Source organism: Gordonia malaquae NBRC 108250 (genome assembly GCF_000344135.1).
Classification (GTDB): Bacteria; Actinomycetota; Actinomycetes; order Mycobacteriales; family Mycobacteriaceae; genus Gordonia; species Gordonia malaquae.
This window is the reverse complement of record NZ_BAOP01000005.1, coordinates 64,131-85,129: the sequence shown is the minus strand read 5'-3', so window position 1 is coordinate 85,129 and position 20,999 is coordinate 64,131. Positions and strand designations below refer to the sequence as shown.

Here is a 20,999-nt window from a genome sequence, read left to right as displayed (position 1 = left end):
AGTCAGCTCCGCTCCGCCGTGATCGGCAGCATCATGCGCACACACACCGCGACGAGTCGGTCGCGATCGAGGTCGAGGCGACCCTCCGTCCACGAGGCGAGGACGCGGCCGAGGCCGCCCACCTGGAAATGCGCTGCCGCCATCGTCTCATCGGCCTGCCCGACACGGGCCACCTGGGCCGCCGACTCCGACGTCAGGTTCGCGAACAACTGCAGAGAATCAGCTCGCCTGCCGGCGAGAACGGGACTGCGGAGCGTGTCGGAGAAGATCAGCCTGCCGGTCCGGGGATCGGATTCGATGACGTCGACGATCGCTTCGACGGCCGCCCGAACCTTCCCCCGCGCATCGCCTCCTCGTGCGAACGCGGCCGCGGCCCGCTCGGCGATCTCGGCGATCACACCGTCGTACGTCGCGCGAGCGAGTGCGTCGACGTTGTCGAAACTCTCGTAGAAGTACCGCGGAGTGAGACCCGCACGAGCACAGATGCCTCGCACCGTGACAGTTCCCACGTCCGGCTCGGTGAGCATGTCGAGACTCGCATCGATGAGTGCCGCACGTCGGCGAGCCACCCGAGCGTCGCCCGCCTCCCCGCCGTACGAACGCAGTTCGCTCGCGGTCTCACCAGGCTTGGTCACACCGTCCATATAAACACCCCGCCTCTTGACACCGCGGGACGCCGGGCGTTGAATCAATAACAGGAAACAGGCGTTATCACTTTGGGGAGTGTCATGACAGCACAGCCGATCGAGTCGTTTCAGGCGGATCCGATGCCTCGCGCCACACGCGCGGAGCTCGACGAGCAACAGATCACCGATCTGACCCTGCTCGGACCCGCACTGCTGGCCGGTCCCGCGAACGTGATCATGCAGCTGACGCTCCCGGCGGTCGGCTACGGCGTCTACGAGAGCAAAGTCGAGACGGGCAACCTGTTCAAGCATCCGGTCAAACGGACACGAACCACCCTCACGTACCTCGCCGTCGCCGCCATGGGCGACGCCGAACTGCGCCGGAAGTACCGCCATGCAGTCAACAAGTCGCATGCTCACGTTCGGTCATCCAGTTCAAGTCCGGTCAAATACAACGCGTTCGACGCGAAGCTCCAGCTGTGGGTCGCGGCATGCCTCTACCGAGGCTGGGAGGACATGATCCGCCTTTACGGCGATCCGTCGGTCATCACGGAGGAGGCGTACCGCCAAGGCGCGATCATGGGCACCACCCTGCAGATGCCGCCCGAGATGTGGCCGGCCACCAGGGCCGACTTCGAGGTGTACTGGAACGAGACCGTGGCGAGCATGGAGCTCGACGATGTGATCCGCAGCTACCTGAAGTCGCTGGTCCGGTTCAAATTCGCCGCCAAACCCGTGTCGATGATCATGGGTCCGTGGTCGGAACTGCTGACCGTCGGGTACCTGCCGCCGGAGTTCCGCGACAAGCTCGGTGTCACCCAGACCCCCATGCAGAAGCGGATCTTCGACGCGCACAACACCGTCCTGCGCGTCGGAGTGAAGCTCATGCCCGCTCCGATGCGGAAGTTCCCGTTCAACCTGCTGCTGGCCGATGTGCGATGGCGGATGCGGACGGGCCGTCCGCTGGTCTGATCTCAGACGCCGACCGCCGTCCGACGCGCGGAGTCGTCGATCGTCGACGCACTCCCTCCGACGCGGAACGTCGCCCCGCGATGGTTGTCGGGCAGGCGGTCGCCCCGTCCGAACAGCTTGTTGCGCAGCGAGCCCGACTGATACGCCGACTGGTATGCCCCGCGTGCGTCGAGCGCGGGCACCACATGGTCGACGACGTCGCGGAACGATCCTGGCGTGACCGCGTAGGCGAGATTGAACCCGTCGACGTCGGTGTCGTCCACCCAGTCGATCAGCGTCTCGGCGACCTCGTCACCGGACCCGATGAGCACCGGCCCCATCCCCCCGATTCCACCCCAGGCGGCCACATCGCGAACTCGCCACGCCCGACCGTCCTCGTCTGCCTGAGAGAACGCCGCCACAGCCGATTGAATCGCATTCGACTCCACTGCGCCGATCGGGTCGTCGAGGCTGTATCGCGACAGGTCGATGCCCATCCACCCGGACATGAACACAAGCGACCCCTCGTCTGATGCGAAGCGCCGATACTCGGCGGCCTTCTCCCGCGCCGCCTCCGGAGTGCTGTCGGTGATGACAGTGGCAAGGGTGTAGATCCGAGCATCGTAGGGGCCACGACCTGCGGCGACGAGCGCGTCGCGTGTTCTGGCGACGACATCGCGCAGGATCGTCTTGGTCGGCGCGGCGACGAAGATCGCCTCCGCGTTCTCCGCCGCGAACCTGCTTCCCCTAGTGGACGCGCCGGCTTGATAGATCACCGGCGTCCGCTGCGTCGAGGGCTCCACGAGATGAATGCCCGGCACCGTGAAGTGCTCACCACGATGCCCGATGTGATGGACCTTCGCCGGGTCGGCGAACACGCCGGACTCGCGATCGCGTCGTACCGCGTCGTCCTCCCACGATCCCTCCCAGAGTTTGTACAGCACCGTGAGGTACTCGTCGGCGTGGTCGTAGCGTGCGTCGTGGTCGAGCAGCCGATCGTCACCCATGTTGCGTGCCGCGGCGGGCAGGTACCCGGTGACGACGTTCCAGCCGATGCGCCCACGCGTGAGGTGATCGAGTGTCGACACTCGACGTGCGAACGGATACGGATGCTCGAAGCCCGTTCCGGTCGTGATGCCGAATCCGAGGTTCTCAGTCGCATGAGCCATCGCCGAGACCAGCAGCAACGGGTCGTTGACCGGAATCTGCGCGCCCTGGCGGATGGCCGCTTCATCGGTCTGGGAGTAGACGTCGTACGTGCCGAGGACGTCAGCGATGAACAGCCCGTCGAACCGACCGCGTTCCAGCAGTTTTGCCAGTTCCACCCAGTAGTCCAGGGTGTTGTAGTCCCACGACCTGTCGTCTGGATGCCGCCAGAGGCCGGGCGACTGGTGAGCGACGCAGTTCATGTCGAAGGCGTTCAGGCGGATCCGTCGGGTCATGGTCTGATCCTGCGACCCCCGGCCTCGGCCGGCCAGCGTTCCACGCGCGCTGGGCGCAACCACGCGAAATGACTGAGATCGTCCCCGACAGACCCTCCCGAGGGCGATTCGCCCTCACAGCGCGCCCTCCGGGACGATTTCAGTCACGCCTCGCTGAGCAGGACCGCGATAGTGCCGTCGTCGAGAGCGTCGAAGATGTGCTCGGCGTCGCCGGGATAGTTGACGTAGTCGCCGGGCGCAAGCTCCACTGCGGCCTCGGTCGGCCCGACCAGCGCTCTGCCCGCGCAGAGGATCACATGCTCGACCACACCGCGCGCGTGCGGCTGCGAGATTCGCGGCCTGCCGCGGTCGGCGCGGATCAGGTAGACGTCACGCCGGGTTCCGTGACGGGCCGCCGACAGCAGCGTAGCCGCGTAGAAATCAGCCTCGCCCGCGGTGATGGTGGGCCCCTCCCCCAACCGAATCACTTCGACTGCGGGACGTGGAACGTCGACGAGAGCTGAGAACTGGATGCCGAGTGCCACGCTCAACGACCACAGGGTCTCCACGCTCGGGTTGCCGTCACCCGACTCGAGCTGCGACAACGTCGACTTCCCGATGCCTGCACGACGTGCGAGTTCAGCGATCGAGAGACCGGCTCGAGTGCGTTCACGCTTGAGTGCGGCGGCCACGAGTTTCTGCGGGTCGACCGATGCGTTCGCCATAGTGGCCGAACGTTCATCTTGACGAACGTCATCCATAGTTCCATCATAGTGGACATGCGTTCGCCATGGAGAACACTCGTCCCGAGGGAGATCCTGGTCATCGGCGCGTCGATGTGGGTGGTCGGCGCGTCGTACGGGGCGGCCGCACACGGCATCGGACTCGCGTGGTGGCAGGTGCTGATCATGGCGTGCACCGTTCTCGCCGGATCGTCGGAGTTCGTCCTGGTCTCCGTCGTCGCCGCGGGCGGCCTCCCGATCGTCGGGGCTCTCGCAGGTCTCCTGGTGAATGTTCGGAACTTCTCCTACGCACTGTCCATCGGACGTTTTCTCCGTGCGGACCGGACCATCTTCGCCGCCGCCCACATCGTCAACGACGAGACCGCCGTCTACTCCGCACCGCACCGCGATCCCGTGGCCGCTCGCTCGGCGTTCATCGTCTGCGGCCTGGCCGTGGTCGTCTCATGGCCCCTCGGAGCACTGTGCGGAGCATTGGTCGGACAGGTCATCGCCTCTCCCGAGGCCCTCGGCCTCGACGCGGCGTTCCCCGCACTGATGGCCGCCCTGGCCATCCCTGCGCTGCGTGATCCGAGCACCCGGTGGGCGTCCGTGTTCGGCGGGGCCATCGCGCTCGCGACCGCCGGCTTCGTCGCTGCCGGACTGCCGGTGGTCCTGGCGCTGCTCGGCATCCCACTCGGGCGACTCCTCACTCGACGCCGGGCGGCGTCTCGACTGCGCTCGACGAGCGGGACGCCGGAAGGAGTTGACGCATGACCGGCTGGCAGTTCGTGGGAGCGGTCGCGCTGCTGGCCGGCGGAACCTACACGATCCGTCTCGCGGGACTGCTCGTGCGCACGCGGGCGCAGGTGTCACCGGCCGTCGAGGCGATCCTCGAACGGGCCACGATCGTCCTGCTGGTCGCCGTCGCTCTCACCGGCGCCCTCTTCACCGGAGACGACGTCACGGGCCCCGCCCGACCGATCGGCGTCGCGGTCGGCGTCGCCGCGGCATGGTTCAAGGCGCCGCTCGTCGTCGTCATCGTCGCCGCAGCCGCCACCACCGCATTATTGCGCGTGGTCGGCGTCCCGTAGGCGCGGTCACACCCGCTTCAGAGCAGAGCGATCCAGGGTCGTCACGTCCGTGTGGCCCGAGAGGCCGAGTGTGAGATCGAGTTCGGCGACGATGTTCGCAACCGCATCGCGCGCCCCGTCGGCCCCGGCCAGTGCGAGTCCGTACATGTGGGGGCGACCGATGCAGACGGCGTCCGCGCCGAGTGCGAGCGCCTTGAACACGTCCGATCCGGTGTAGAAGCCGGAGTCGACGAGAATCTTGATCTGACCCTTCACCGCGTCGACGACGTCGACCAGCGCATCGGTCGATGAGATGGACCCGTCCACCTGACGCCCACCGTGATTGGAGACGATCAGGCCGTCGATCCCCAGCTCGACCGCCTGGCGGGCGTCGTCGGGATGCAGCACCCCTTTGAGGACGATCGGCAGGCTTGTCATCTCCCTCAGCGTCATGATGTCGTCCCAGTTCAACGACGGCCGCGAGTAGATGTCCAAGAAGGTCTCGACCGCCGCACGCGGCTCGGGCGCGGTAAGGTTCCGGCGGAGTTCGCCGGGCACGTTCCGTGCGATGGAGAACAGAGTCTTCACCGCTCCGAGGCTCACCTCGGGCTTCTCCGACACCGCGCCCTTGAGTCGCTCGGCGACGATCTCCCAGAACGTCGGATCGGACGTGTACTGGTTGATGCCCTCGGCTCGCGCGAACGGCAGCGAACCCAGGTTCAGGTCCTGCGGACGCCAGCCGAGCATCGTGGTGTCGAGCGTGACCGCGATCGCCGCGGCGCCCATCGCCTCCGCACGGGCCACGAGACTCCGGACCAGCCGGTCGTCGGTGGACCAGTAGAGCTGGAACCACCGCGGCGCTCCCGGACGAACCGACTCCATCTCCGCCGCGACGTCTTCCATCGGGGCGCATCCCTGATTGGAGAAGATGTACGGAAGCCCCAGCTCGGCTGCGGCATGTCCGATGTGGACGTCTGCCCTGTCATGAGCGAGCGCTCCTGCGCCGACCGGGGAGAACAGCACCGGCGCGGGCAGCGTCTGCCCGAAGAGCTCCACCTCAAGCGATCGGTCGCTCGTGTCGCGAAGCACTCGCGGTACGATCGCCCATCGGTCGAGGGCAGACCGGTTCGCATCCATCGTGCGCCCCTCGCCTGCACCGCCCCCGATGTAGGCCCACCCACGCTTGGACATCACCGCCTGCGCGCGCCGTTCGAGCGTCGCGAAGTCGGTGGGGATCGCCGGGGCGCGCCCGTGGATCCCCGCTCGATAGATCTCGTTCTGCCGCGCACGCCCGATGTTCGAACCCATGGGAACCATTGTGGCCCACGTCATTCACAGCCCGCTCGCGCACCACCCCTTGCGCTTGTTCTCAGGAAACGCTTAGAGTTCTAGCTCTTATGGATAGCCTAACCTCGCTGGCCGCCGCGGCGCCCGCATCAAAACCCGCGTGGCAGATCATGACCACCATCGGGTATTTCACCGCACTGTCGTTCGCGACGGGACTGTGCCTGGCATTGGCGTACCTGTTGCCGAGCCGGGCCCGCGACGGTCGCACCGAAGCCGCTCTCGCGTCGCTCGCCCGCCCCGTCGCGGTCCTGGCGCTTCTCGGCGGCTTCTTCCAGTACGTGGCGCGTGTGACGAAGTCCGACCTCGACGTGTCGTGGTCGCAGGCAGCATCGTTCACCCACGCGACCGACTACCTGACGCTGCCCAAGGACGACGGCACCTGGATGTCCGGCGGAGTCATGGGAACCGTCCAGTTCGTGCTGTTCATCGCGCTGGCGGCGATCCTCTGGAACCTCGCGGCCACTCCGACTCCCCGCCTGGCGTCGGCCGGATTCGTCACATCCATCCTCGCTGCCGCGATGCCGAGCATCACCCTTGCGTCCACGAGCCTCAACAAGATCGCGAACCGCGAACTCAAGCTGGCGCACATCCTCGCCGCCGACATCTGGGTCGGCGGTCTCGTAGTCCTCGCCGCCGCGGGCGTCGTCGCCGCCCGTCGTCGCGGGGGCGGAGAAGGGTCCACGGACGAAGCGGGCGCGTGGGAGCAGATGTGGTCCCGTTTCAGCACCTGGGCGATGGGCGCGGTCATCGCGATCACCGTCTCCGGAGTCTGGCTCACCTGGGTGCACCTCGGTTCGTTCAGCCAGTTCGTGACCACGTCGTACGGACGATTCCTGCTGATCAAACTGATCCTCGTCGCGTTCATGATCGGAGCGGGAACGTACAACGCCCTGGTCCTGATCCCGAAGATCCGCCGTGCGCGGGTCGCAGGCGACGAACGGACCTTCGCTCAGCTCGCGCTCGGCGAGTTCCCCCGCGTGGTGATCGCCGAGGCTCTCGCCGCATTCGCGATCCTCGTGATCGTGCCATTCCTGTCCGGCTCGGCCCGAAAGATGGACGGCCAGGCCGACGCGGGCCCGTTCGACTGGGGGACGTTCGGCCTCGGTTTCGCCCTCATCGCTCTCGCCGTCGCGGGCTGCACGGCGACGATCCGCGGCCTCGAGCGTCGCGATGCGTCACTCGCGGACGAGGAAGAAGTAGAAGTGCTCGTCACGCACGAGTGACGTGCTTCCGTTCATGATCCCCATCAACGTGTTCTCGTCGACGCGCTTGAAGTGATCGAAGACGGGCTGCCCGTCGTAGACCATGGTCGCCGTCAGCTCACCTCGGAACTCGACGTTCCACAGGCTGGCGGCGCCCTTTCCTATCTCCAGGTTCGAGTAGAGCTCGCCGTCGGCGCCACGGCAGACCATCGGCGCGACGTCGTACCGACTCCGCAGCCACTTGCCGTGCCAGCCCACCTGTGCGAGGCTGCCGTCGAGCCGGTGTCCCGACGGCAGCTCGCCTCCTCGCCAATCGCCGATCACGTCGTCGATCGTCACGGTCGGAAGTGCGGCCCAGATGGCATCGAGTTCGGCGGGATCGCTGATCTGCTGAGACTCGGCCCTGCGCTGGAAGTCGGCCACTGCCTGAGGTTCCGTAAGTTGACTCATGCTCACCGAGCATACGCTCGGCCAGGGGTAGTGTCACTCCTCACAAAGTCTCTTTCGAGGTGGTGCCGATGACTGACCGAACGCTGGCCGAGCTGCGCGCAGACGTGCGCGAGTTCGTCGCCGACGAGCTCGCGCACGGACGGTTCACTCCGATGGTCGACTGCTGGTTGACCGGCTGGGACGAGGCGTTCACGCGACGCCTCGCGCACCGCGGATGGATCGGCATGACTGTTCCGACCGAGTACGGAGGCCACGGGCGCAGCCACGTCGAGCGATTCGCCGTGACCGAGGAACTGCTCGCCGCAGGAGCACCCGTCGGCGCACACTGGATCGCCGACCGTCAGATCGCGCCCTCGCTCCTCAAGTTCGGAACCGAGTCGCAGCGCCGGCGACTACTGCCCGGGATCGTCGCCGGCGAAGTGTTCTTCGGAATCGGCATGAGCGAGCCCGACGCGGGCAGTGATCTCGCGGCCGTTCGCACCCGGGCCGAGCAGGTGGACGGCGGCTGGCGGGTCCGCGGCGTCAAGGTCTGGACGTCCGGCGCTCACGCAGCGCACTACTTCATCTGCCTCGCCCGCACCTCACCGCTCGACACCTCCGACCGTCACGCGGGGTTGTCTCAGTTCATCGTGGACCTGCGCGGTCCAGGAGTGACCGTGTCGCCGATCAGATCGATGAACGGTTCTCACCACTTCAACGAGGTGCTCCTCGACGACGTCTTCGTCCCCGACGAGATGGTGTTCGGCGACATCGGAAACGGCTGGCTGCAGGTGACAAGCGAGTTGGCGTTCGAGCGCAGCGGACCCGAGCGATTCCTGTCCACGTTCCCGCTGGTGGCGAAGCTCGCCGATGAACCTGATCTGGCACGCTCGTCACCGGCCTTCGGCGCGAACATCGCTCGCCTCGCCGGGCTGCACACGATGTCGGAGTCGGTGGCTCACACCCTCGCCGCAGGTCACGACGCGGACGTCGCCGCCGCCGTCGTGAAGGTGCTCGGGACAACACTCGAAGGTGACATCGCAGACGACGTCGACGTCATTCTCGGCGACGATGTCCACCAACCCGAGTTGGCTCGACTCGTCTCGACCGCTACCGATCAACGTCCCGGTTTCACGCTCCGAGGCGGAACCAACGAAGTGTTGCGCGGCGTGATCGCACGCGGACTGGGGATGCGCTGATGACCGTCGATCCGGACCTCATCGCCCTGATGAACGACATTCTCCGCACCGAGGTCGACGACCCCTGGCCGCGGCTCGTAGACCTCGGGCTCGCGCGTCTCACAGCGCCGGAGGCGGTCGGCGGCAGCGGCGCCGGATGGCCGGAGGCGTCCGCGCTGATCACCGCGGCGGCGACCGCCGGCGTCGCCATCCCGTACGTCGAGCACGACCTGCTCGCAGGCTGGCTGCTGCGGCGCGCGCACCTCCCGTCGAGCGACGCTCGCCGGACCGCCTGCATCATCAACGACGACGGGGTGGCCACCGGGGTCGGATGGGCCGCCGAATCCGAGCGGATCGTGGCGCTCCGAGCCGTCGACCACGGATGGGCGGTGGCAGATCTCCCGCGATCGGAGGTCGATGTGACGGCGGGATGGAACCGAGCCGGCGAGCCGCGGGATCGAGTGCACGTTCATGCCGGCGCCTCCGCCTGGAACCGTGTTCCCGACGACACCGGCGAAATGTTCCGCCTGCGTGGCGCTCTCGCGCGCGCCGCTGCGACCGTCGGCGCGCTGGACACGATCCTTCAACTGTCGCTCGATCACACGTCCGCGCGCACCCAGTTCGGGCGGCCGCTCTCCCGCTTCCAGGCAGTGCAGCACACCGTCGCCGACATGGCCGCTGAGACGGCGCTCGCCCGGTCGGCGACGGAAGCGGCGCTCACCGAAGCGGTGCGGAACGACTGGGCGGGTTCCACCGCTTTTCGAATCGCGGTCGCTCGATCGTGTGTCGGCCACGCCGCATCCGTCGTCGTGCGCGGAGGGCACCAGGTTCACGGGGCGATGGGCACCACTGCGGAGCATCGTCTCCACCGGTTCAGCAGGCCCGCGTTGGCCTGGCGCAACGAGTTCGGTTCCGTCGCGTCGTGGGATCGCGCAGTCGCCGACGCCGCGGTCGCCGCAGGCTCGTCTGGCCTGTGGGACCTCATCACCTCATGATCGGGCGGAGTCAGCCCGCGGCACGATCCTTGACCGACGCGCGGAGCGCGGCGAGGAGATCGGCCACCTCATCGTCACCGTCGTCCTCCGGCTTCGCTTCCGGTTCGACGAACGCGTCGCCGCCGCCGGCTTTCGCCTCGATCAGCTTGGCGAGTTCGATCTGATAGGTGTCCTCGAACTGCGACGGATCGAAGTCCGAGGCCATCGTCTCGATCAGCGACGCGGCCATGTCCAGTTCGGCGTCGCGGATCTGCACGTCGGCCGACTGGAACGCGAAGTCGGGCACGCGGACTTCGTCGGGCCAGAGCAGGGTCTGCAGGGTCATCACACCGTCGATGACACGCAACGCCGCCAGGCGGGTCTTGTTGCGCAGGGTGAAGTTGGCGATCGCGAGACGTTCGGTCCGTTCCAGCGCCTTCGCCAGGAGGACGTACGCTTTCGGCGATTTCGACGACGGCTCCAGATAATACGGCTTGTCGAAGTAGATCGGGTCGACCTGATCGATCGGCACGAACTCGAGGATCGCGATCTCCGGGCTGCGGGTGACCGGCAGCTGCGCGAGATCGTCTTTGGTGAGGATCACCGGCTCGCCCGACTCCGATTCGTACGAGTTGGCGATGCTCGCGAACTCGACCTCGGTGTCGGTGCCCTCCCGGACGCGGCGGTAGCGGATGCGGGTGCCGTCGGATGCGTCGACCTGATGCGAGCTCCGGTCGTGACTCTCCGTCGCGGAATACACCTTGACCGGCACGTTCACCAGGCCAAAGCTGAGGTCACCCTTCCAGATCGAACGCATGAAACTGATTCTGCCACGCCCGACGGCGCCGGGGAGGGGCAGAATCGACGCATGCCCGGTTCCAAGCTGGAGGTCGACGGCCGCCACATCACCGTCACCAACCTCGAGAAGGTGATGTACCCGGAGGCCGGGACCCGCAAGTTCGATGTGATCCAGTACGTCATCGAGATCGCCGACACGATGCTCCCGCACGTCGCGTCACGCCCGATCACCCGCAAACGGTGGCCGCATGGAACCGGGTCGGGCCCGTTCTTCGAGAAGGCTCTTCCTCCCGGCACGCCGGACTGGTTGGCCCGCTTCACCATCGAGCACTCCGAGAGCAAGACCGTGTACCCCGTCGCACGATCGGCCGCCGACCTGGTGTGGCTGGCCCAGATGGCCGCGCTCGAACTGCATGTCCCCCAATGGCGGATCGATCTCTCCGGAATCGGTTCCGCCGGAGACGAATCCCGTCGAACAGACCGCCTCGTCATCGACCTCGACCCCGGGCCCGACGTGAGCCTCCACCGCTGCGCCGAGGTCGCGATCGCCATTCGCGACGTTCTCGCCGACGCCGGGCTGCCCTCGTTCCCCGTCACCAGCGGCGGTAAGGGGATTCACGTGTACGCACGGTTCCCCAAGCCGGTGAAGTGCGAATCGGCACGCGCCGTCGCCAAACAGATCGCGACGTCGCTCGCGGCCGCACACCCGACCGAGGTCACCGCGACGATGGCGAAGGCCGCACGCCAGTCGAAGGTGTTCCTCGACTGGAGCCAGAACACGGCCGCGAAGACGACCCTTGCGCCGTACTCCCTACGCGGCCGGGAGCATCCGTGGGTCGCCGCACCCCGAACGTGGGACGAACTCGCCGATCCGACGATCGCTCAGCTCGACTACCGCGACGTGCTGGAACGACACCGGGAGTCCGGCGACCTGCTCGCCGACCTCGACCCGCCCGTGGTCCCGATCGCGAGCGCACCCGTCGATCTCGGCGAGTACCGCAAATCGAAGTCGTCGAGACTGCGCTCGTCGCCGCCGAAGCCAGTGGGCCCGACTGTCGTCACGGGAGGCTCCCGCGGACCCCGCCCGATGCTCGCGGCCGATGAGCTGATCGACGGGTTGACCGACGACGCATGGGCGTTCGAAGGCAAGTGGGACGGATACCGCATCCTGGCTCGACACACCGACGGCGATGTCAGCCTGTCGTCGCGGTCGGGAATCGACATGACCGCAGACTTTCCTGAGCTGCGTGAACTCGGAACGGTACTTCGCGGCTTCGACGTCCTCCTCGACGGCGAGATGGTCGCTCTCGATGCGACCGGCCGCACCGACTTCACGCTGCTGGCGTCGCGGCATCACCGCGACGAGGAGTTCACCCTCCGGTACATGGTGTTCGACGTGCTCGAACTGAACGGAACCGACCTGACGTCGGCGCCCTGGGAGCAGCGGCGCGCAGTGCTCGACGAGCTGACACCGGTGATCACCGCGGCATCCATCGCCGACGTCCCTCCGCTGCTGCCCGGCCCCGGTGCCGCCGCCGCCGAACACGCACGCGAGCAGGGGTGGGAGGGTGTGGTCGCCAAGCGCCGCACCTCCACGTATCAGTACGGGCGACGCAGCGCGGACTGGCGTAAGCACAAGAACTGGAACGACATCGAAGTGGTCGTCGGCGGGTTCCGCCCCGGCCGCGGCAGCCGGTCCGGATCGATCGGGTCGCTCCTGATCGGCCTGCCCACCGATACCGGCCTCCGCTACATCGGACGCGTCGGCACCGGCTTCACCGACGCCGATCTCGACGCACTCCACGAAGAGCTGAAACCGCTGATCATCGGCCGGAGCCCGTTCATCGGGAGCCTCGACAAACCGGTCGCGTCGAGCGCCACCTGGGTCCTGCCGAAGATCGTGGCCGACGTCCGATTCATGGATTGGACGTCCACCGGGCATCTACGTCATCCCAGTTGGCGGGGCGTCCGGCGAGACAAGCTCCCCGGAGATCTGTAAGGGAGCATCCGGTTGGAGGATGCGGCTCGACCGATCGCGCACACCGGACATTCGGCTACCGTTGGCGGTCATGATCACCGAAGCCGAACACACGGACTCACGGCACCCTCGACGACGCCGTCGTGTGTTGATCGCACTCGGAGTCGTCATCGCGGTTCTCGCCGCAGGCACTGTGGTCGCATTTCAGACCGGTGCCGTGCGCACCGCGCAGGCATGGCTCGACAGCCGCAACCGTGCGTATCCTGCGGTCGACACCGCTCTGCTGACACCGGTCCAGGCGAAACTGGTGAGCGTCACACGCGCCGAGTTCGACGCGCAGCCGGCGGGAACCAAGTACTCGGAAGGCGTCGAGGAGCAGTGGTGCGCCGACTTCGTCAGCTGGGTGATGCGTGCCGCCGGACGCGAGTTCAGCAACCCGAACTCCGGCAGCTGGCGCATCCCCGGCGTGTACACGCTCACCGAGTACTTCCAGTCGGAGAAGCGATTCCGGCCCGCGGGATCCGGCTACACGCCAAAACTCGGCGACGTCATGCTGTACGGCCACGACAGCCCGTTCCGGCAGCACACCAACATCGTGCTGACCGTCGACGACGGGGTCGTCACCACCGTCGGCGGCAACGAATGGGGCGGGCACGTCCGGATCAGCCGGTTCGACCTGTCGGATCGTGGACTGGTCGGGATCGGCGTGCTGTAGAGCACGGCGGTGTCCCCGCCTGACCAGCTCAGGCGGGGTTCCGCACCACGTCGACCCCCGCTGGGCCCGGCGGTCCCGGTGGCGGTGCCGGGATCCGGCACGACAACCACTTCTCGACCGCCGCCCCGGACTTAGTTGCCCGGATCGCGGGGAGGAGCTTCTCCGGCTGGAGCGAGTGGTTGACCTTCCACGGCTGGTTCGAGCCGGTGGGCCGCCATCCGACCCGGCCCTTGAACGGGCCAGAGGTGAGGACGGTGGTCTCCCATCCGCCGGGTTTGGTGGAGACGCTGCGGTTGTGGCCTCCGCAGGCCCCGCCGAGGTGGTCGATGTCGGTGGGTCCGCCGTCTTGCCAGTCAGGCATGTGATGCGCCTGAGTCCGTGACCACGGGGTGGTGCATCCGGGCGCGGTGCATCCGCGGTCCCGACCGAACAACGCGAGCCGCTGAGCCAGCGAGGCGAGGCGCTTGCCGCGACCCAGGTGCAGGATCTGCGAGGACTGATCCTCGAACACTTCAAGCCACGGCGTCGCATCGGCGGCGATGTCGACCAGATCAGTGACCGGCAAGCGTGTGCCGGTGGCGGTGACCGCAACACCCGCCCGGTTCTCGAGGTCCTCCAGCGAAGCGGTGACCACAAGGTGTGAGGGGAGGGCGACGGAATCACCGAGCGCGCCGTTCGCCAAAAGGTGGTCGAGCATCGCTTCGAGCGCGTCGTGGTTGCGCTGGGACTGTGACCGGGTGTCGCGTTCGCGGGCGGCGGCGAGGGCCTCGGCGTCGGCACCGTAGGCAGTCCCGTGCGGGGACTCCGGGTCGTCCGGGTTGTTCATCCCCGGCTCGGCCCAGAGGGTGAGGATTGCTTCGAGTTTTGCTCGAAGCGACGGCGACAGTTGCGCCCGGATCTTGGACATCAGCCGCTTGTCTTGCGGTTGGATCGCAAATCCGCGGGTGCGTGCGCGGTCTGCGTCGTCGGTCAGCGAACCGTCGGGGTCGAGGTGTGCCAGGATGCGGCGTCCGACTTCCCGGGTCCCCTCCGGGGTCAACTGCCGGGACAGTTCGGCGAGCTCCTGCTCAGCACGAGCCTTGTCCTCGGCGGGAATCGCGGCGGGGATCTCGTCGATCACGGCGACGATCTCACTGACGTGATCGACCGACAGATCACCATCGGCCACGGCTGCTGCCGTGGCCGGCAGGGTCGGGTCGAGCTGGTCGCCCGAGTAGTTGTACATCGGGCTGATCGCCAACGCTGCGGCGACGCGGCGCTTGCTAGCACCGAGGCCCAGGCGCAGGACTGCGGTGAGGTACTTACCCGGAGTCTGAGCACCGGCCTTGCGGTATGCGCCACGGGTGGAGACCTCTGCGTAAAGGCGGGCGTCCACGCCGTCGGACCGGCGATGTGAACGCTCGAGCACATCCGCGGTGCGCAGGACATCGTCGTCGGTCATCGACGTCAGCGAGACGGACGACAGCTTCGCAGCCACCGCGTCCTGCAGATGAGCAAGTTCAAGAGGCGAATCGGGGAGATCGAACGTGGTGGTCATGGTGTCCATCTCCCTTCGTCACATCTTGCGATCATGTCCGGTTTTGCTGTTATCTCCAGTGTAGACCTACTATGCGCAGAATCATAGTTCTTTCGTAAATCAGTTCGATTTCCCCTCGGGTGCCTGCGATCTTCCCTGAATGAGCCTGATGACTGCGTTCAGTGCAGTCTCCGACGTCGCACCGACATCGGAGGCGGCGGCGAGATAGTCCGCAGCGAGCCCGAGGATGCGGTCGTCCATCACGAGCGCATCCTCAACGTCCGGAACCGCGGCGACTCGAGTGCCTGCGCCGCGCCGTGTCGTGATGACTCCAGCCTGCTCCAGTTCTCGGTACGCGTGGGCCGCCGTTCCCACTGCTATACCCAGGTCGCGCGCCAGCTGCCGCAGCGCGGGCAGCTTCGCGCCAATCGGCAGCCGTCCCGCTGCGATGTGTCCGACAATCTGCCGCCTGATCTGCTCAAACGCGGGTGTCGGATCGTCAAGATCGAGCGTGATTCGCGCATTCGGCTCCGTCATCGAGCGACCATCACCGGATCGTCCTCCCGAAGCTTCGGCGGGAACGCGAACATTCCCAAGGCGCCAAGCACGCCCAGGTAGCTCAGATTCATCACCCATGTCGACGTCGTCTTGACCGGGAAGTTGACCAGCCACCGATAGCCGTCCACGGCCGTGCCGCCTCCGTCCAGGTAGGTCACATATGCCCACGCAGCCGTCGACACCTCGTTCGCCACCGCGCCGATCGCGGCAAGGCTCGCGACCAGCATCAGCCCGAGCGCGCGGATGACGACCCCACTTCGTGACCACTTGTCGCTGTCCGTCCTGGGATCAAGATCCGGCCTCCGAACCGCCGCCCGGACGGTAACAGCGGCAAGCAGCGCGGCCACGACGACGTAGATCATCTGCAGCCAGATGTCGGCACCGCCGCCGTAGTTGACGTCGACACGTGAAGCATGGAATTCGCGGGCGTCACGAATCGCCGGCACCGCCACGAACAGCGTCGAGAGCACTGCGAGCCCTGCGACAACGCCAACGCTCCACACCAGCCAGGTCGGCGCCAACGTCCGCACGCTCCGTGGCGTGAGCGTCGCAATTCGCTTCGCCGGCTTGGGACTCGTGAGTTCAGTTATGCACAAAGCGGCCAGCGGCAGCATGTACGCCCCGGGGTTCACCAGGAGCGCAAGCGCGTCGCCCGTCCAGTCAGGGAGCCCGAGAAACGAGTCCGTTGCGCTGGTCGCGCCGATGCCGTCGACGATGTTGAGGACAATCGACGCGACCATCAACGCGACCGCAATCATCATGTTCCGGCGCAGCCGTCGCCTGAAGTCCAGGTACTCCGGCGAGTCCGGCCCGGCTCCTGGCTTCGATGCACCCTTGAACAGCACGGACCCGGCGATGACCAATGCCAGAACTAAAGCTACGACGAACATGACCCGACCCCGATCTTGTATCAGTTGACTGATACATGATGGATCAGGCAGTCGACTTGTGTCAATCGACTATGACAAATCGCCGATCAAGGCCGGCGCGCGGCCGACTACTCCAGGACGAAGACTGGAATCAGCCGGTCGGTCTTGGTCTGGTACTCGGCGTAGGGCGGATACGCGGCCACGGCGAGCTCCCACCAGTGGGCACGCTCGTCGCCGGACACCTCGCGGGCGGTCTTCACGGAGACGACGTCGCCGTCCTGCACTGTGACCTGCGGGTTGGCTTTCACGTTGAAGTACCACGACGGGTGCTTCGGGTCACCGCCCTTCGACGCGACCATCGCGTACTTGCCGTCCTCCTCCACGCGCATCAGGGGCACGTAGCGCTCCTTGCCCGACTTTGCGCCGAGCGTGGTGAACAGCACCACCTTCATGCCGTTGATTCCGACACCGTCGGTGGTTCCTTGGGCGAGGATCTTCTCGGTCTGGTTGCGGACCCAGTCGGTGGGGCTCAGTTCAGGAGTCATGCCTTCGACGGTAGCGCGGTTCCCGCGAGCTGACGCGGACATGAGAGGACCGCCCGGGTGGGGGGATGCCCGGGCGGTCCGCGCTCTCGTAGATGTCAGCTCAGATGATGCACCTCCTGCAGTCCGTAGACGGGCGTGTCGAGGCCCTCGAAACGAGCCTTGAGCTGGAGCGCGAGGTACAGGGAGTAGTGGCGGGACTGATGCAGATTGCCGCCGTGGAACCAGAGACCCGGCTGCTGAGTCGGCTTCCACATGTTGCGCTGCTCCCCCTCCCACGGGCCGGGGTCCTTGGTGGTGTCGGAGCCGAGGCCCCACACCTTGCCGACCCGGTCCGCGACCTCTTGCCCCATCAGGTCGGCCGCCCAGCCGTTCATCGAGCCGTAGCCGGTCGCATAGACGACGACGTCGGCGGGCAGTTCGGTGCCGTCGGCGAGCACCACGCTGTTCTCCGTCAGATGATCGACACCGCCGTGGGCCAGCTTGATGGTGCCGTCGGCGACGCGCTCGCAGGCGCCGACGTCGATGTAGTAGCCGGAGCCGCGTCGCAGGTACTTCATGAACAGACCGGAGTCGTCGTCACCGAAATCGAGGTCGAATCCGGCCGCCTCGAGTCGGGCGTAGAAGTCCTTGTCGCGTTCGCGGATCTGGTCGTACAGCGGGATCTGGAACTGATGCATGATCTTGTACGGCAGCGACGCGAAGGTCATGTCGGCCTTCTTCGTGGTCATGCCGCTCTTCACCGCCTGCTCGCTGTAGAGCGCGCCGAGGCCGATCTCCATCAGCGAGTCGGACTTCACGATGTGCGTCGACGAACGCTGGACCATCGTGGTGTCGACGCCGTTCTCGACCAGTGCCTTGCAGATGTCGTGCGCCGAGTTGTTGGCGCCGATGACCACGACCTTCTTGCCGACGTACGCGTCCGGTCCCGGGTGCCGGCTCGAATGGTGCTGGTCGCCCGCGAAGACGTCGGCACCGGGAAACGTCGGAACATTCGCCTTGCCGGACATGCCTGTCGCCAAGACGAGCTGAGTCGGGTGCAGCGTCATCTTCTCGCCGTCGCGGACCAGCTCAACTGTCCATCGGCCCGCTTCCTCGTCGTATGACGCGGAGGTGCACTCGGTCTTGCTCCAGTACGGGACCTCCATCACCTTGGTGTAGAACTCGAGCCAGTCGCCGATCTTGTCCTTCGGCGCGAACACCGGCCAGTTGTCGGGGAACGGCAGGTACGGGAGGTGGTCGTACCAGACCGGGTCGTGCAGGCAGAGCGTCTTGTAGCGGCTGCGCCACTGGTCGCCCGGGCGGTCGTACTTGTCGACCACAACCGACGGAACACCGAGCTGCCGCAGGCGGGCACCGAGCGCGATGCCGCCCTGACCGCCACCGATGACCAGCACATACGGCTGGACGGCGGTGCCGAGTTCGGCTTCCTCGTCGTCCTTCTTCTCCGCCCACGACCGACGGTCCGGGTCGTTGCCGTGCACCGCGCCCATCGGCCGCGAGAAACCGTTGCGCTCCTCGTGCCCCTTGAGTTCCTGCAGGGTGGTGAGCAGCGTCCACGCGCGATCCTCCCCGTCGTCGTCGGCCTTGATGCGGAGATGGCCGTCGCCTCGACCGGTGGCCGTCTCGAACTCGATGAACGCTTCGACGACGCCGTCCGACTCGGACGGGGCCTCGCTCGGCGCGAATCCGCGCGGCGCGGTCTCAGCGAGACGCTCGGTGAGCATCTCGACGATCTGATCCGGGCCCTCAACGGTCTTGAGATTCCAGGTGAACGCCACCAGGTCGCGCCAGTAGCTGTCGGCGACGAACAGCGACGCCACGGCCTGCGGGTCGTTCGCTGCGAGCGCGGTGTTGAACTTGGCCAGCCAGGCGTCCATTCGCGCTCCCGGCGAGTCGGCTGCCGTGTCGATCACGATGTCGGCGGTCTGCGTCATCTGAACTTCCCTCTCGTTTCTCATGCACTTGATGTGATGGACAGCACACTCCATCGCCGAGTGGGCCGACAAGGGTTGCAGAGCGTTGCAACGTCGTTGCGCCGCCACCGCAGGTCGGCGCACTCTGGACGACGAGAAGATGTGACTGTCGCCACATCACGAGGGACGAGGACCACATGACGATCACGACAGGCCACCCTGCACCCGAACCGGCCCTCGCGACCGGGGAAGACCCGCGCGAGTTCGCGCAGGTCCTGCACGCCGTCTACGACGCGGCGATGGCGGGGGAACGTCTACCGGCACGTCCCCGCTCGGTGATCGGGCAGTCGTGGGAGCGGGCCGCCCACGCGGGCGTCGACCCCGACCGAGGCGGACCGTCCGACCCGATCGCGGCCGCCGACCTCACCGAACGACGCCGATCGTCTGGACTCGCGGATCTCTTGGACGACCTCACTCACGGCCTCGACGCCGTCGTCCGCGACAGCCCGAACATCCTCGTTGTGGCCGACGCCGACGGGCACGTCCTGTGGCGGGCCGGCACGTCGGCGGTGCGACGCCGCGCCGACCATCTCGGTTTCGTCGAGGGTGCGTCGTGGGCCGAGGGCGCCGTCGGCACCAACGCCATCGGCACCGCGCTCGCGTCCGGCCGGGCCGTGCAGGTGTTCTCCGCCGAACACTTCGTCCGCACACATCACGCGTGGACCTGCACCGGAGCGCCTATCCACGATCCGCGGACCGGTGGGCTGCTCGGCGCCGTGGACGTGAGCGGACCCGCGTCGTCGATCCACCCGGCGACCGTCGCCCTGGTCGACTCGGTGGCCCGACTCGCCGAGGCCCGACTGCAGATCGCGCATCACGACCAGCTCGACATGCTGCGCAGCGTCGCGGCCCCGATCCTCGCCAGGGCTGGTCGGCCCGCCCTCGCCGTCGACGAGTTCGGCTGGGTCGCCGCAGTCGACCGGGTTCCGCCGCGGCGACGGATCGTCCTGCCCTCCGATGTCGCGCCCGACCGGATGCACGTCGCCGGCCTCGGGCTGTGTGACCTCGAACCCCTTCCCGGCGGTTGGCTGGTGCGGCCCGCCGACGTCGAGTCGAGGACCGGGACGACCGTCGTGATCACCGACGAGCCCGACGGCCGAGCGATCGTCACCGTCCGAACGACGGACGGCGAATGGGCCCATCGAGCCACCCCCAGGCACCGGGATCTGTTGGCGCAGTTGGCAGTTCACCCCGAAGGGCGCAGCGCCGCCGAACTCGCCTCCACCATCTTCGACGATCCGACGCGCACCGTGACCGTGCGGGCCGAGATGTCGCGGCTCCGCAGAACCTTCGGCGGACTCCTCACCACCGGGCCTTACCGATTCGCGAGGGACCTCGACGTCACCGTCGCCTGATCGGCCGCCTTCGGTCGCTTCCGATAGCCTGGGGTCATGTTCGTCGTCGCACAGATCAGCGACCTGCACTTCCGCAACTCCGACCCGGAGCAACTCGCGCGCGTGGACGCCGTGATGCGCTACCTGAACGACCGCTGCGGCGGCCCGTCGGCGATCGACGCGCTCCTGGTGACCGGTGATCTCGCCGACGACGGGCTCCCCGGCCAGTACGAGGAAGCGGCCGCGCACGTCATCACCGAGATCCCGACACTCACGCTGCTCGGCAATCACGACGACCGCATCGCCTACCACGGCGGTCTACAGCCGGTGAACAGCTCACTGCTCCTGGACGGACTGCTCTTGCTCGGCCTCGATTCGTCGGTTCCCGGTCGCCAGGACGGCGAACTCACCGAGACGACACTCGCGTGGGCGTCCGAGCAGATCGAGGCCGCGGGCGACGTCCCGGTCCTGATCGCGTTCCACCACCCGCCGATCGATGTGGGCATGCCGTTCATGGATTCGATCCGCCAACTCGACCCGTCGGGATTCGAGGCGTTCGTGCGCCGTCACCAGAACATCGTGGGCCTGGTGTGCGGGCACATCCACTCCCCGTCTGCGACGACGTTCGCCGGAGTGCCACTGGTCACCGCGCCGGGAGTGTCGTCGACGTTGAACCTGCCGTTTGAAGGCGACGACGTCCTCAACGACACGCAGCCGCCCGGCATCGCCTTCCACTTCATCGACGACACCGGGCGACTGACCACCCATTTCCGCAGCGTTCGGCTCGGCTAGG

General features: G+C 67.0%; 20 protein-coding genes and 1 pseudogene. 10 read left to right on the top strand and 11 right to left on the bottom strand.

What is annotated here, in order from left to right:
• Window positions 1-2: 2 nt before the first annotated feature.
• Window positions 3-644 carry a TetR/AcrR family transcriptional regulator gene (locus tag GM1_RS05080; protein WP_008377066.1) on the bottom strand — a complete coding sequence of 214 codons (642 nt, stop codon included), beginning with the start codon at window positions 642-644 and terminating at the stop codon, window positions 3-5.
• Between the two features lie 84 nt (window positions 645-728).
• Here GM1_RS05080 and GM1_RS05075 point away from each other — a divergent pair, with 84 nt between their 5' ends.
• A complete protein-coding gene (locus GM1_RS05075) occupies window positions 729-1,598 on the top strand; it encodes an oxygenase MpaB family protein (RefSeq protein WP_008377065.1) in 870 nt (289 codons plus the stop codon).
• A gap of 2 nt (window positions 1,599-1,600) precedes the next feature.
• Here the strand turns inward: GM1_RS05075 and GM1_RS05070 are convergent, their stop codons facing one another.
• Both GM1_RS05070 and GM1_RS05065 read right to left on the bottom strand, forming a co-directional pair.
• The gene (locus tag GM1_RS05070) at window positions 1,601-3,019 is read right to left on the bottom strand and encodes an LLM class flavin-dependent oxidoreductase (RefSeq protein ID WP_008377063.1); all 1,419 of its coding nucleotides are present in this window, start codon (window positions 3,017-3,019) and stop codon (window positions 1,601-1,603) included.
• A gap of 143 nt (window positions 3,020-3,162) precedes the next feature.
• Window positions 3,163-3,759 carry a helix-turn-helix domain-containing protein gene (locus GM1_RS05065; protein WP_081604230.1) on the bottom strand — a complete coding sequence of 199 codons (597 nt, stop codon included), beginning with the start codon at window positions 3,757-3,759 and terminating at the stop codon, window positions 3,163-3,165.
• 18 nt (window positions 3,760-3,777) lie between these two features.
• On the opposite strand from GM1_RS05065, the gene GM1_RS05060 reads away from it, so the two are divergent.
• Together GM1_RS05060 and GM1_RS05055 are read left to right on the top strand one after the other, a co-directional pair.
• On the top strand, window positions 3,778-4,494 hold the full coding sequence (locus GM1_RS05060; protein ID WP_008377060.1) for an AzlC family ABC transporter permease: 717 nt from the start codon (window positions 3,778-3,780) through the stop codon (window positions 4,492-4,494).
• Window positions 4,491-4,811 carry an AzlD domain-containing protein gene (locus tag GM1_RS05055; RefSeq protein WP_008377058.1) on the top strand — a complete coding sequence of 107 codons (321 nt, stop codon included), beginning with the start codon at window positions 4,491-4,493 and terminating at the stop codon, window positions 4,809-4,811. Before GM1_RS05060 ends, GM1_RS05055 begins: the two co-directional genes overlap by 4 nt.
• Before the next feature lie 6 nt (window positions 4,812-4,817).
• Here GM1_RS05055 and GM1_RS05050 read toward each other — a convergent pair whose 3' ends face one another.
• Window positions 4,818-6,098, bottom strand: a complete 1,281-nt coding sequence (locus GM1_RS05050) for an alpha-hydroxy-acid oxidizing protein (protein WP_373278332.1) — start codon at window positions 6,096-6,098, stop codon at window positions 4,818-4,820.
• A gap of 89 nt (window positions 6,099-6,187) precedes the next feature.
• Between GM1_RS05050 and GM1_RS05045 the strand changes: the two genes are divergently transcribed.
• Window positions 6,188-7,360, top strand: a complete 1,173-nt coding sequence (locus tag GM1_RS05045; RefSeq protein ID WP_008377055.1) for a CopD family protein — start codon at window positions 6,188-6,190, stop codon at window positions 7,358-7,360.
• On the opposite strand, the gene GM1_RS05040 is transcribed toward GM1_RS05045, so the two are convergent.
• Entirely contained in the window at window positions 7,313-7,789 is a 477-nt protein-coding gene (locus tag GM1_RS05040; RefSeq protein WP_040519530.1) for a DUF4334 domain-containing protein, read from the bottom strand. The genes GM1_RS05045 and GM1_RS05040 overlap by 48 nt on opposite strands.
• 68 nt (window positions 7,790-7,857) lie before the next feature.
• Here GM1_RS05040 and GM1_RS05035 point away from each other — a divergent pair, with 68 nt between their 5' ends.
• Both GM1_RS05035 and GM1_RS05030 read left to right on the top strand, forming a co-directional pair.
• Window positions 7,858-8,967 carry an acyl-CoA dehydrogenase family protein gene (locus tag GM1_RS05035; protein ID WP_008377051.1) on the top strand — a complete coding sequence of 370 codons (1,110 nt, stop codon included), beginning with the start codon at window positions 7,858-7,860 and terminating at the stop codon, window positions 8,965-8,967.
• Window positions 8,967-9,941: an acyl-CoA dehydrogenase family protein gene (locus GM1_RS05030; RefSeq protein WP_008377049.1), complete on the top strand. Its 975-nt coding sequence runs from the start codon at window positions 8,967-8,969 to the stop codon at window positions 9,939-9,941. Before GM1_RS05035 ends, GM1_RS05030 begins: the two co-directional genes overlap by 1 nt.
• A 22-nt stretch (window positions 9,942-9,963) precedes the next feature.
• On the opposite strand, the pseudogene ku reads toward GM1_RS05030, so the two are convergent.
• Window positions 9,964-10,737: pseudogene (gene ku / locus GM1_RS05025) on the bottom strand (non-homologous end joining protein Ku); the annotation flags it as partial.
• Between the two features lie 51 nt (window positions 10,738-10,788).
• On the opposite strand from ku, the gene ligD reads away from it, so the two are divergent.
• Both ligD and GM1_RS05015 read left to right on the top strand, forming a co-directional pair.
• A complete protein-coding gene (ligD, locus tag GM1_RS05020; protein WP_008377047.1) occupies window positions 10,789-12,717 on the top strand; it encodes a non-homologous end-joining DNA ligase in 1,929 nt (642 codons plus the stop codon).
• A gap of 70 nt (window positions 12,718-12,787) precedes the next feature.
• The gene (locus GM1_RS05015) at window positions 12,788-13,411 is read left to right on the top strand and encodes a CHAP domain-containing protein (RefSeq protein WP_040519573.1); all 624 of its coding nucleotides are present in this window, start codon (window positions 12,788-12,790) and stop codon (window positions 13,409-13,411) included.
• A 28-nt stretch (window positions 13,412-13,439) separates the two neighbouring features.
• Here the strand turns inward: GM1_RS05015 and GM1_RS05010 are convergent, their stop codons facing one another.
• From GM1_RS05010 to GM1_RS04990, 5 genes are all read right to left on the bottom strand, one after another.
• A complete protein-coding gene (locus GM1_RS05010) occupies window positions 13,440-14,948 on the bottom strand; it encodes an HNH endonuclease signature motif containing protein (protein WP_040519571.1) in 1,509 nt (502 codons plus the stop codon).
• A 99-nt stretch (window positions 14,949-15,047) separates the two neighbouring features.
• Window positions 15,048-15,464 (bottom strand): GntR family transcriptional regulator, encoded by a 417-nt coding sequence (locus GM1_RS05005; RefSeq protein WP_008377044.1) that lies wholly within the window; start codon window positions 15,462-15,464, stop codon window positions 15,048-15,050.
• On the bottom strand, window positions 15,461-16,375 hold the full coding sequence (locus tag GM1_RS05000) for a hypothetical protein (RefSeq protein ID WP_008377043.1): 915 nt from the start codon (window positions 16,373-16,375) through the stop codon (window positions 15,461-15,463). The genes GM1_RS05005 and GM1_RS05000 overlap by 4 nt, the downstream gene beginning before the upstream one ends.
• A 107-nt stretch (window positions 16,376-16,482) precedes the next feature.
• The gene (locus GM1_RS04995; RefSeq protein ID WP_040519527.1) at window positions 16,483-16,899 is read right to left on the bottom strand and encodes a nitroreductase family deazaflavin-dependent oxidoreductase; all 417 of its coding nucleotides are present in this window, start codon (window positions 16,897-16,899) and stop codon (window positions 16,483-16,485) included.
• A gap of 95 nt (window positions 16,900-16,994) precedes the next feature.
• On the bottom strand, window positions 16,995-18,833 hold the full coding sequence (locus GM1_RS04990; RefSeq protein ID WP_008377040.1) for a flavin-containing monooxygenase: 1,839 nt from the start codon (window positions 18,831-18,833) through the stop codon (window positions 16,995-16,997).
• A gap of 176 nt (window positions 18,834-19,009) precedes the next feature.
• Between GM1_RS04990 and GM1_RS04985 the strand changes: the two genes are divergently transcribed.
• Window positions 19,010-20,227, top strand: a complete 1,218-nt coding sequence (locus tag GM1_RS04985) for a GAF domain-containing protein (RefSeq protein WP_008377038.1) — start codon at window positions 19,010-19,012, stop codon at window positions 20,225-20,227.
• 36 nt (window positions 20,228-20,263) lie between these two features.
• On the top strand, window positions 20,264-20,998 hold the full coding sequence (locus GM1_RS04980) for a metallophosphoesterase (protein ID WP_008377036.1): 735 nt from the start codon (window positions 20,264-20,266) through the stop codon (window positions 20,996-20,998).
• Window position 20,999 lies beyond the last annotated feature (1 nt).

Bases quoted from the DNA above. Each gene is read 5' to 3' on its own strand.
- GM1_RS05050 (WP_373278332.1), bottom strand. From the start codon at position 6,098: ATGGGTTCGAACATCGGGCGTGCGCGGCAGAACGAGATCTATCGAGCG.
- GM1_RS04995 (WP_040519527.1), bottom strand. From the start codon at position 16,899: ATGACTCCTGAACTGAGCCCCACCGACTGGGTCCGCAACCAGACCGAG.
- GM1_RS05010 (WP_040519571.1), bottom strand. From the start codon at position 14,948: ATGACCACCACGTTCGATCTCCCCGATTCGCCTCTTGAACTTGCTCAT.
- GM1_RS05065 (WP_081604230.1), bottom strand. From the start codon at position 3,759: ATGGATGACGTTCGTCAAGATGAACGTTCGGCCACTATGGCGAACGCA.
- GM1_RS05000 (WP_008377043.1), bottom strand. From the start codon at position 16,375: ATGTTCGTCGTAGCTTTAGTTCTGGCATTGGTCATCGCCGGGTCCGTG.
- GM1_RS05080 (WP_008377066.1), bottom strand. From the start codon at position 644: ATGGACGGTGTGACCAAGCCTGGTGAGACCGCGAGCGAACTGCGTTCG.
- GM1_RS05055 (WP_008377058.1), top strand. From the start codon at position 4,491: ATGACCGGCTGGCAGTTCGTGGGAGCGGTCGCGCTGCTGGCCGGCGGA.
- GM1_RS05005 (WP_008377044.1), bottom strand. From the start codon at position 15,464: ATGACGGAGCCGAATGCGCGAATCACGCTCGATCTTGACGATCCGACA.
- GM1_RS05035 (WP_008377051.1), top strand. From the start codon at position 7,858: ATGACTGACCGAACGCTGGCCGAGCTGCGCGCAGACGTGCGCGAGTTC.
- GM1_RS04980 (WP_008377036.1), top strand. From the start codon at position 20,264: ATGTTCGTCGTCGCACAGATCAGCGACCTGCACTTCCGCAACTCCGAC.
- ligD (WP_008377047.1), top strand. From the start codon at position 10,789: ATGCCCGGTTCCAAGCTGGAGGTCGACGGCCGCCACATCACCGTCACC.
- GM1_RS04990 (WP_008377040.1), bottom strand. From the start codon at position 18,833: ATGACGCAGACCGCCGACATCGTGATCGACACGGCAGCCGACTCGCCG.
- GM1_RS05030 (WP_008377049.1), top strand. From the start codon at position 8,967: ATGACCGTCGATCCGGACCTCATCGCCCTGATGAACGACATTCTCCGC.
- GM1_RS05015 (WP_040519573.1), top strand. From the start codon at position 12,788: ATGATCACCGAAGCCGAACACACGGACTCACGGCACCCTCGACGACGC.
- GM1_RS05060 (WP_008377060.1), top strand. From the start codon at position 3,778: ATGCGTTCGCCATGGAGAACACTCGTCCCGAGGGAGATCCTGGTCATC.
- GM1_RS05070 (WP_008377063.1), bottom strand. From the start codon at position 3,019: ATGACCCGACGGATCCGCCTGAACGCCTTCGACATGAACTGCGTCGCT.
- GM1_RS05040 (WP_040519530.1), bottom strand. From the start codon at position 7,789: ATGAGTCAACTTACGGAACCTCAGGCAGTGGCCGACTTCCAGCGCAGG.
- GM1_RS05045 (WP_008377055.1), top strand. From the start codon at position 6,188: ATGGATAGCCTAACCTCGCTGGCCGCCGCGGCGCCCGCATCAAAACCC.
- GM1_RS04985 (WP_008377038.1), top strand. From the start codon at position 19,010: ATGACGATCACGACAGGCCACCCTGCACCCGAACCGGCCCTCGCGACC.
- GM1_RS05075 (WP_008377065.1), top strand. From the start codon at position 729: ATGACAGCACAGCCGATCGAGTCGTTTCAGGCGGATCCGATGCCTCGC.